The sequence below is a fragment of the Psychrobacter sp. 1U2 genome (genome assembly GCF_051847575.1).
Genome location: NZ_JBPYDC010001501.1, coordinates 1 through 588, shown reverse-complemented (window position 1 = coordinate 588; position 588 = coordinate 1). Strand labels below are relative to the sequence as shown.

At 46.6% G+C, this 588-nt stretch carries 1 protein-coding gene and 1 pseudogene; both read left to right on the top strand.

Annotated features, from left to right (window positions below):
• A partial coding sequence (locus ACS8FD_RS22850; RefSeq protein ID WP_439277540.1) for a hydroxyacylglutathione hydrolase C-terminal domain-containing protein occupies nt 1-186 on the top strand: 186 nt, incomplete at its 5' end.
• 42 nt (nt 187-228) lie between these two features.
• Nucleotides 229-588, top strand: a pseudogene (locus tag ACS8FD_RS22845) (peptide ABC transporter permease); the annotation flags it as partial.

Here is a 588-nt window from a genome sequence, read left to right as displayed (position 1 = left end):
GAAGAGAAAACCGCACAAGGCATCCCGACGTTGCCAGTCACTTTGGAGCACGAGCGCGCAATTAATGTGTTTTTACGCACGCAAGAGCCGAGTGTGATTACGGGTGTGAAGTCTAAAGTAACTATCGAAGATGACAAGTCTTTGACTGTATTTGCCGCGTTACGTGAGCTTAAAAATAACTTCTAAACGCTAAATTGTCATACCTGTTTATTCTAGGAAGCTGCCATTATGGGTCGTTATATCTTAAAAAGGTTGCTATTGATATTACCGACGCTATTTTTGATATTGCTGGCGAATTTTGTGATTGTACAAGCAGCGCCTGGCGGTCCTGTTGAGCAGCAACTGGCACTGATAGAGCAAGGTGCAAAAGACAGTGCGCTTGGTGGTAATATCGGCGCGAGCAGTGCAGGCGGCAACGGTAGTAGTACCTATCAAGGCACGCGCGGCCTATCTGAGGAAATGGTAGCGGCGATAAATGCGCAGTACGGTTTTGATAAATCGGCACCCGAGCGCTTTTGGCTAATGCTAAAGAATTACGCCCAGTTAGATTTTGGTGAGTCGTTTTTTAAAGGCCAGACAGTGACCGAC